The sequence below is a fragment of the Mesorhizobium sp. M7A.F.Ca.MR.176.00.0.0 genome, from assembly GCF_004023165.1.
Lineage (GTDB): Bacteria > Pseudomonadota > Alphaproteobacteria > Rhizobiales > Rhizobiaceae > Mesorhizobium.
Window position 1 is genome coordinate 10,537 of sequence record NZ_RZTC01000115.1, and the last position, 8,648, is coordinate 19,184.

Annotated in this window: 8 protein-coding genes; 5 read left to right on the top strand and 3 right to left on the bottom strand. The window is 64.1% G+C overall.

Annotated elements, in window-relative coordinates; all coding sequences use genetic code 11:
- Positions 1-122: 122 nt before the first annotated feature.
- Positions 123-626: an invasion associated locus B family protein gene (locus EOB59_RS28135; protein WP_127268363.1), complete on the top strand. Its 504-nt coding sequence runs from the start codon at positions 123-125 to the stop codon at positions 624-626.
- A 67-nt stretch (positions 627-693) separates the two neighbouring features.
- Here the strand turns inward: EOB59_RS28135 and EOB59_RS28140 are convergent, their stop codons facing one another.
- On the bottom strand, positions 694-2,049 hold the full coding sequence (locus EOB59_RS28140; RefSeq protein WP_128289727.1) for a chloride channel protein: 1,356 nt from the start codon (positions 2,047-2,049) through the stop codon (positions 694-696).
- A gap of 158 nt (positions 2,050-2,207) precedes the next feature.
- Here EOB59_RS28140 and rlmN point away from each other — a divergent pair, with 158 nt between their 5' ends.
- Genes rlmN through EOB59_RS28155 form a run of 3 tightly spaced genes read left to right on the top strand, consistent with a single transcriptional unit; the run spans position 2,208 to position 4,368 of the window.
- Positions 2,208-3,443: a 23S rRNA (adenine(2503)-C(2))-methyltransferase RlmN gene (rlmN, locus tag EOB59_RS28145; RefSeq protein ID WP_127329343.1), complete on the top strand. Its 1,236-nt coding sequence runs from the start codon at positions 2,208-2,210 to the stop codon at positions 3,441-3,443.
- The gene (locus tag EOB59_RS28150; RefSeq protein ID WP_127321011.1) at positions 3,440-3,889 is read left to right on the top strand and encodes a hypothetical protein; all 450 of its coding nucleotides are present in this window, start codon (positions 3,440-3,442) and stop codon (positions 3,887-3,889) included. The genes rlmN and EOB59_RS28150 overlap by 4 nt, the downstream gene beginning before the upstream one ends.
- Positions 3,889-4,368: a hypothetical protein gene (locus EOB59_RS28155; protein WP_128289728.1), complete on the top strand. Its 480-nt coding sequence runs from the start codon at positions 3,889-3,891 to the stop codon at positions 4,366-4,368. The genes EOB59_RS28150 and EOB59_RS28155 overlap by 1 nt, the downstream gene beginning before the upstream one ends.
- A gap of 6 nt (positions 4,369-4,374) precedes the next feature.
- Here the strand turns inward: EOB59_RS28155 and EOB59_RS28160 are convergent, their stop codons facing one another.
- Together EOB59_RS28160 and EOB59_RS28165 are read right to left on the bottom strand one after the other, a co-directional pair.
- A complete protein-coding gene (locus tag EOB59_RS28160; RefSeq protein ID WP_127271180.1) occupies positions 4,375-5,016 on the bottom strand; it encodes a LysE family translocator in 642 nt (213 codons plus the stop codon).
- A gap of 125 nt (positions 5,017-5,141) precedes the next feature.
- Positions 5,142-7,217: a bifunctional diguanylate cyclase/phosphodiesterase gene (locus EOB59_RS28165; RefSeq protein WP_245486792.1), complete on the bottom strand. Its 2,076-nt coding sequence runs from the start codon at positions 7,215-7,217 to the stop codon at positions 5,142-5,144.
- Positions 7,218-7,515: 298 nt separating this feature from the next.
- Here EOB59_RS28165 and EOB59_RS28170 point away from each other — a divergent pair.
- Positions 7,516-8,648: argininosuccinate synthase (locus EOB59_RS28170; protein ID WP_128289729.1), on the top strand; the 1,133-nt coding region annotated here is incomplete at its 3' end.

Consider the following 8,648-nt stretch of genomic DNA (forward strand, 5'->3'; position numbering starts at 1 on the left):
GGGTGAGGGTCCTTTTCTCTTCGGAAATTCACCGTTTGGTAACCCAGATTAAATCAAAATGAAGCGACGGGCAGGACGCCATGCCGGCCTGCCTCCGCACCATTTGGAATACGGGAAAAGCGATGCGCGGATTGATTGCACTAGTTTCGAGCCTGGTCCTGGTGGCCGTGGCAGCGCCGGCGCTGGCGCAGTCGGCGACCAAGATCGGCCAGCACAATGCCTGGGGCACCTACAGCTACCAGGCATCGGGCGGCAAGGTCTGCTATGTCCTGACCGTGCCGACCGACAAGCAGCCGCCTACGCTCGATCATGGCGACATGTTCTTCTTCGTCAGCCAGCGGCCCGGCCAGCAAGTGTCCTACGAGCCGCAATTCATTGCCGGCTACAATTTCCAGGACGGCTCCAAGGCCACCGTGACCATCGACAAGAAGACGTTTTCGATGTTCACCCGCGGCAAATCGGCCTGGGTCGAGAATGCCGCCGAGGAGCCGGTGCTGATCGCCGCCATGAAGACCGGCACCGACATGAAGGTGACGGCGAAGTCCGGCCGCGGCAATCCCACCTCCTATGTCTTCTCGCTGAAAGGTATTTCGGCGGCGCTGACGTCGATTGCCAAATGCAAATAGGCAAGGAGTGCGGGCACGCACTTCGCTTTGAATGAAAGGCCGGGCCGCGAAGCCCGGCCTTTTGCTTTCAGCCTTGCGCCGATCCCGGCCCGGCCTCCGCCCGCCGCCGCCGGATCGCCTCGGCGATGAAAACACGCGACAGCGCGTGGTAGAGCGGTTCGTGCGAGATCATGCGCGCCGTACCGTAGCCCAGCATCGAGGCCAGCATCAGCGCGATGACATTGTCGTGATTGCCGGTCATCTCCAGGATGATGACGAAGGCCGTCATCGGCGCCTGCACCACCCCGGCGAAATAGCCGGCCATGCCGAGCAGTGCCGCAGCCCCCGTGCTGGCGCCGAAGAGGAGGCCGAGCGAACTGCCGATGCCGGCGCCGACCGCCAGCGAGGGCGCGAAGATGCCGCCCGGAATGCCCGAGATCATCGACAGCAGTCCCGCCAGGAACTTTTCGGCAAAGAAGAACCATGGCAGCGGCGTGCCTTCGACGGCGCCCCGTGCCTGCACGTAACCGGTGCCGAAGGTCAGCCCGCCCGAGGCGATGCCGATCACTGCAACCAGCAGCCCGCAGACGGCCGCGACCAGCAAAGCGCGCTGCAAAGGCTGCCTAGTGTTCCAGCGCCGGATCCGGCGTGTCGCCTTCAACGCCAGCAGCGAAAACAGCGCGCCGAGCCCGCCGCCGATGACGCCGCAGGCGATCACCAGCGGCCACTCGGCGGCAAACGAGATGGTGTCCTTGGCGACGCCGAAATAGGTGTAGTTGCCGAGCAGGCCGAGCGAGGCGAGGCCGGCCAGGATCACCGCCGTCAGCACCAGCCCGTTGGTACGCGCCTCGTAGGTGCGGCCCATCTCCTCGATGGCGAAGACGATGCCGGCCAGCGGCGTGTTGAAGGCGGCGGCGATACCGGCGGCCGACCCGGCCAGGATCAGGCCCCGCGCCTGCACCATGCCGCCCCAGCGCGCCGCCTGCAGCATCAGCGACGCGCCGACCTGCACGGTCGGACCCTCGCGGCCGATCGAGGCGCCGCAGAACAGGCCGACGATGGTGAGCATGATTTTGCCGACCACCAGCTTGAGGGACAGGATATGACTTCGGTCCTCGTCGTCGCGAAGATGGCGGGCGGCGATCGCCTGCGGAATGCCGCTGCCTTGCGAGCCGGGAAAGAAGGTGTGGGCAAGCCAGGCGCACAGCACGAAACCCAACGGCGTAACGGCAAGCGGCAGATAGAAACGCCAGCCGCCTCCGTCTCCTGTCATCAGGTGAAACAGTTCCTGCGCCCTGTCCGCCAGCACCGCGAACAGCACGCTGATCACACCGATGCCAAGCGCCCCGGCCCAGAACACCAGGCGCGGCTGCCACACCCGCCGTGAGCCCCACATCGCGCGCGAACGCCGCAGCATGGGATATCTTCGCGATGTGCCGGCCATGTCTGTCCTCGAGCGGGGAGTATCGAGCCCTAACACGTGCAGGCCAGAGGTTAAACCGGCACAACCCATGACTCTGCCCTCAACCTGTGCTATGCGCCGCGCTTCCTTTCCGGCACGATGCGTGAAATCGGCCGCAAACCGCTTATATCAGTGCAACCATGACCCTTTCATTCGATCTCACCACTGACGGCGCCCGCGACGCGTTGCGCGCCCGCGCGGCACAGCCCGAAAAGCCGTCGCTGATCGGCCTGACGCGGGTCGAGCTCGCCGAGGCTCTGGTTGCATCAGGCACTGTGCCCGAGCGCCAGGCGAAAATGCGCGCCCAGCAGCTGTGGCACTGGATGTATGTGCGCGGCGTCTCCGATTTCGCCGGCATGTTCAACATTTCCAAGGATCTGCGCGCCGAACTGGACAAGCACTTCACCGTCGCCAGGCCCGAGATCGTCGAGGAGCAGATTTCCGCCGACGGCACGCGAAAGTGGCTGTTCCGCTTTCCGCCGCGCGGCGCCGGCCGGCCGGTCGAGATCGAGACTGTCTACATTCCCGAAGAGGGTCGCGGCACGCTGTGCATCTCCTCGCAGGTGGGCTGCACGCTGACCTGCTCGTTTTGCCACACCGGCACGCAGAAGCTGGTGCGCAATCTGACGGCTGAGGAGATCCTCGCCCAGCTGCTCACCGCCCGCGACCGGCTCGGCGATTTTCCCGACCGCGACACGCCCGACGGCGCCATCGTGCCGGCCGAGGGCCGCAAAGTGTCCAACATCGTCATGATGGGAATGGGCGAACCGCTTTACAATTTCGAAGCGGTCAAGAAGGCGCTGCTGATCGCTTCCGACGGTGACGGCCTTTCCTTGTCGAAGCGCCGCATCACGCTATCGACCTCCGGCGTCGTGCCGGAAATCTTCCGCACCGGCGAGGAGATCGGCGTCATGCTGGCGATCTCGCTGCATGCCACCAATGACGATCTGCGCGACCTGCTTGTGCCGATCAACAAGAAGTATCCGCTGAAGGAGCTGATCGCCGCCTGCCGCGCCTATCCCGGCCTGTCGAACGCCAGGCGCATCACCTTCGAATATGTGATGCTGAAGGACGTCAACGATTCCATCGAGGACGCCAAGGGCCTGATCAAGCTGCTCAAGGGCATTCCGGCCAAGATCAATTTGATCCCGTTCAACCCGTGGCCGGGCACCAACTACCAGTGCTCGGACTGGGAGACGATCGAGAAATTCGCCGATTACATCAACAATGCCGGCTATGCCTCGCCGATCCGCACGCCGCGCGGCCGCGACATCCTCGCCGCCTGCGGCCAGCTCAAATCCGACTCCGAGCGCATGCGCAAGGTCGACCGGCTGGCGCTGGAAGCGATGATGATAGCGGGGCACGGCGAGGCGTGAGCCGCCCCGTCGCCTGGCTAAGACGCTTCGCCATCATGGCGGTCGGCTATGTCGCCGCGGTGCTGACTTCGATCCTGGTGCCGGTGCTGCTGATCGCTCTTCTGGAAGGCATCGAAGACGGCAACTGGTCCATCATTTTCGCCTTCGACTGGCTGGGCTCGTTCCCGCTCGCCGTGTTGACCGTGATGATCGGCGCGCTGTTGATCGTCGGTCCGGCGCTCTTCGTCGCCGAACGGTTTTCGCTGCGGGGATGGTTCTACTTCGCCGCCACGGGTGCGATCACGTCCATCGCCTTTGGCGTATCCATGCCGCGCTCGGCCAGCAGCTTTGTCTTCAATCCGGGCTTTCTGGGTTTTCTCGCCACCGCCGGCATCGCCGCCGGTTCGGTCTACTGGCTTCTGGCTGGACGCAGATCCGGCACGCGACAGACTCTGGGCCGGGATTGATGGCGCGTCTCGTCGGTTACCTCGTCCGTTTCACCGTCATCCTGTTCGGCTATGCCGTCGCCTCGCTGGCGGCGAGCGCCTTCCTCAATATCCTGTTGCTGGCATCGCTCGGCTACACGCCGGAGCATGCGCATCCGACGGCGACGGCTTCCCTGTATTTCTCAATTCCCTTCGCCGCCCTGTTCGTCGCCTATTTCGCCCTGATGCCGGCCTCTGTCGTCATCCTGCTCGCCGAAATCCTCGGCCGGCGCGACTGGCTGTTCTATGCGCTGGCGGGCGCGGTGGTTGCCGGTGTTTTCCTCGGGCTTGCCAACCACAGCGGTGACACCGCCTTCGCTGTCAGGGACACCAGCGCCATCATGGCCGTGATCGGCAGCGGCATGGTCGGTGGTATCTTTTACTGGCTCAGCGCCGGGCGCTGGGCCGCAAGCTGGTGGCAAGGCGAACCAGGGTCAAAAGAGGATGGCCAGACAGGATGACGGCGCCTACTTCGCCTGGGCCGTCAGGATCTTGAGGGCGAAGGCGGAGAACACGCCGGCGAAGAGATAGTCGACCACCCGCGTGACGCGCGGGCTGGCCTTCATCGCCGCCGAAAACTTTTCCGCCGCCAGCACCATCGGGACCGTCACCGGGACCGACAGCACGATGAACATCAGCCCAAGGAAAAACAGCTTTCCCGGTGCGTTCGGATCATGCGCGGAGACGAACTGCGGCAGGAAGGTCATGAAGAACAGGATGATCTTCGGATTGAGCAGATTGACGCCAAGGCCCGCCGCCCAGCTGCGCAACAGCGAAATCTCGGGGCCTGTCTTCTTCTCCGGCGAAAAGGCCGAGCCCCTGGTGATTGCCTGCCAGGCCAGGAAGACGAGATAGCCCGCGCCGAAGATCTTCAGCACGAAGAAAGCCATCGGCGAGGCGACGATCAGCGCCGAGACACCGACAACCACCAGCGTGGTGTGGATCAGCGTGCCGCACAGCGCGCCGGCCATCGAGGCAAAGCCGGTGGCACGGCCCTGGTTGAGCGTGCGCGAGACGAACAGCGTCATGTCCGGACCCGGCGTGATCGCCAGGATGACCGTGGCGATGGCGAACTGGATCAGCGTGGCGGTGTCTGGAATGAACGACATGAGCGGCCCCAGGGAATTGGGAGGCCTATACAGGATGCGCCATGACGATGCCAGACACAGCAGCCACCCGATGTCGATCCAGAAGGCGTCCGCAAGGCATTCGCTGGACGGCCGGCCGCGGCGTCCTATGCCTGCCTGCTCAGCCGCATCCTCGCCGGCTCCTCCGCGACGAGTTGATCGTTGCTAACATCGGCGTCCCCGGTGATCTGGTCGATCGGCTTGGGCCGGCCGAGGAAATAGCCTTGCGCCTCGTTGCAGCCTTCGACCTGCAGGATGGTGAGCTGGACATGCGTCTCGACGCCTTCGGCAAGCACCGGAATGTCGAGGCTGCGGCCCAGCGTCAGCACCGCCCGGATGATGGCCTTGGCCTGCGGGCTTCGCTCGACGTCAGCCATGAACGAGCGGTCGAGTTTGATCTTGTCGAAGGGAAACGAGCGCAGCGTATCGAGCGATGAATAGCCGGTGCCGAAATCGTCGATCGCGATCGTCACCCCCAGCGCCTTGATCTGGCGCAGGACATGCAGCGTGCGCACCTTGTCGGCGACGATCGTCGATTCGGTGAGCTCCAGCTCCAACCGTTTCGGCGACAGCCCGGTCTCGATCAGGATTTGATGGATGAGCTTGGCGAGATCGGCATGGGCGAACTGTACCGGTGACAGATTGACCGCGATCTTGTGGCCATTGCCCCACGAGGCCGCCTGGCGGCACGCGGTCCGCAGCACCCATTCGCCGATCGCCATGATCGAGCCGTTCTCTTCGGCAATCGGGATGAATTCAGCGGGCGGAATCATGCCGTGCACGGGATGGGTCCAGCGCAGCAGCGCCTCGTAGCCGCAGGTGGCGCCGGTCGGGACCGAGGTCTGCACCTGATAGTGCAGCGAAAGCTCGCCGCGGTCGATCGCCTGGCGAAGGTCGGTGGCCAAGGCGCGGCGCGCCCGCGCCGTCTCGTCCATGGCGGATTCGTAGAAGCAGACGGCTCGCGTGACGTCGTTCTTCGCCCGGTACATGGCAAGATCGGCATTGCTGACCAGCCGCTCGCGGTCGGCCCCGTCGCGCGGATAGACGGCGACGCCGATGCTGGCGCCCGCGGCGATCTCGAAATCGTCGAGCCGCAACGGTTCGAACAGGGATTTCTCCAGCCGCGAGACCAGCCCGAGAAGGTCCTTCTGATCCTTGAAGCGCTTGATCGCGGCGAACTCGTCACCGCCGAGCCGGGCGACGAACTCGCCCTCGCCGGTGAGTTTCGCCAGCCTGCGGGCGACGATCTTGAGCGCCTGGTCGCCGGCCGCATGCCCCCTGAGGTCGTTGATCTCCTTGAAGCGGTCGAGATCGATGACGATGACCGCCGTCATTGTGTCCTCGCCCTCGCGTGCCCGGTCGATCTCATGGTCGAGGCGGTCGTTGAAGGAGACCCGGTTGGGAAGGCCGGTAAGGGCGTCGTTGAGGGCGAGATGCTGAAGCCGCTCGAAACTCTCCAGACGGCCACGCTCATCGATCAGATAGCTGGCGAAGCCGGTGGCCGCGACGATCAGGCCGACCACGGCGACGGCGACCGCCATTGCCACCAGAATATCGGGATTGGTGCCTGTGCTGATGAAGGACAGCGGCGTCACCGCCACCGCGGCCATAGCCGTGAAATGCAGGCCGACGATCGCCAGCACCAGCAGCCCGATGGCGAGATAATGCGACCAGCGGTATGGCCGGCGCACGGCATGGCCGACGGCCAAGGCGGAGAACACGGCCGAGATAACCAGTGAGGCCACGACATAGGAGCCGTCCCATTCGACGATGCCGGCAACGTGATAAGCCATCATGCCGGTGTAGTGCATGGCCGAAATCGCCAGGCCGACGACGACGCCGCCCCATTCCGGAGCCAGGCGCCGGCTCTTGCTGGATGCGACGGTGAAGCCCAGCCCGGTGCCGACGATGGCGATGACGAGGGATGCCATGGTCAGGACCGGATCGAAGGTGATCGGCGCGCCGGGCTGGTAGGCCAGCATGGCGATGAAATGGGTGCACCAGATCGACGAGCCGGCGGCGACCGCGGTCAGGAACAGCCAGCCCTTCATCTGCACGCCGGCGGTTTTCCTCGAACGGTCGAAGAGGCCGATCGTCACCCAGCAGCCGGTGACGCACATCAGCGCCGCCAGCAGGACAAGCCACAGATTATGCTCCATGGCGATGCATGATATAACGCGCATCAAGAACGGCCCGAGTCCGAGGACACCCGCGACAAAGCAGGCAAGAAGCCGCCCGGAACGTGGTCAAGGCGGCTTTGTCGTAAGTGTTAGCGGCGCGGCGTGAAAACTTGATTAAGTCCCTCCAGCAAATGCAGCCTTTGATTGCAGCAGATTGTTTTCGCTGCCGGCCGCCCCCGGCCATGCGCTGGACCAGAAGCCATGCATGCACGCGTGCTTGCTCGCTCTGCCGTTCCTGCTAAAAGGCGCTGCGACAATCCGTGACGCCCAGGCTGGGGCGTCCGCCATCGACGGGGTAAAAATGTCCAAGGCCAAAGACATCAAGAAAGTCGTGCTCTCCTATTCCGGCGGTCTCGACACATCCATCATCCTGAAATGGCTGCAGACGGAGTTCGGCGCCGAGGTCATCACCTTCACCGCCGATCTCGGCCAGGGTGAAGAACTGGAACCGGCGCGCCGCAAGGCCGAGATGATGGGCATCAAGGACATCCGCATCGTCGACGTGCGCGAGGAATTCGTCGCCGACTTCGTCTTCCCGATGTTCCGCGCCAACACCGTCTATGAAGGCACCTACCTGCTCGGCACCTCGATCGCCCGGCCGCTGATCTCCAAGCATCTGGTCGAGATCGCCCGGGAAACCGGCGCCGACGCGATTGCGCATGGCGCCACCGGCAAGGGCAACGATCAGGTTCGCTTCGAGCTCTCGGCTTACGCACTGAACCCCGACATCAAGGTCATCGCGCCGTGGCGCGACTGGTCGTTCAAGTCGCGTACCGACCTGATGAATTTCGCCGAGCAGCACCAGATCCCGGTGCCGAAGGATAAAAAGGGCGACGCGCCGTTCTCCGTCGACGCCAACCTGCTGCACTCGTCCTCCGAGGGCAAGGTGCTGGAAGATCCGTGGGTGGAACCGCCGGAATTCGTTCATCAGCGCACCGTTTCGCCGATGGACGCGCCGGACAAGGTCACCGAGATCGAGATCGAGTTCCTGAAGGGTGATCCGATCGCGCTGAATGGCAAGAAACTGTCGCCGGCGACCATGCTGGCGGCACTCAACGATCTTGGCCGCGACAATGGCATCGGCCGGCTCGACCTGGTCGAAAACCGCTTCGTCGGCATGAAATCGCGCGGCGTCTACGAAACACCAGGCGGCACCATCCTGATCGCCGCGCATCGCGCCATCGAATCGATCACGCTCGACCGAGGTGCGGCCCACCTCAAGGATGAGTTCATGCCGCGTTACGCCGAGCTGATCTATAACGGCTTCTGGTTCGCGCCCGAACGGCTGATGCTGCAGGCGATGATTGACAAGAGCCAGGAAGACGTCGAGGGCACGGTGCGGCTCAAGCTCTACAAGGGCAACGTCATGGTCACCGGCCGCAAGTCGAAGAAGACGCTCTATTCCGACGCGCTGGTCACTTTCGAGGACGACCG

Excerpts from the sequence above, each read along its gene's own strand:
- EOB59_RS28160 (WP_127271180.1), bottom strand. The coding sequence starts at position 5,016 with ATGTCGTTCATTCCAGACACCGCCACGCTGATCCAGTTCGCCATCGCC.
- EOB59_RS28140 (WP_128289727.1), bottom strand. The coding sequence starts at position 2,049 with ATGGCCGGCACATCGCGAAGATATCCCATGCTGCGGCGTTCGCGCGCG.
- rlmN (WP_127329343.1), top strand. The coding sequence starts at position 2,208 with ATGACCCTTTCATTCGATCTCACCACTGACGGCGCCCGCGACGCGTTG.
- EOB59_RS28135 (WP_127268363.1), top strand. The coding sequence starts at position 123 with ATGCGCGGATTGATTGCACTAGTTTCGAGCCTGGTCCTGGTGGCCGTG.
- EOB59_RS28165 (WP_245486792.1), bottom strand. The coding sequence starts at position 7,217 with ATGCGCGTTATATCATGCATCGCCATGGAGCATAATCTGTGGCTTGTC.
- EOB59_RS28155 (WP_128289728.1), top strand. The coding sequence starts at position 3,889 with ATGGCGCGTCTCGTCGGTTACCTCGTCCGTTTCACCGTCATCCTGTTC.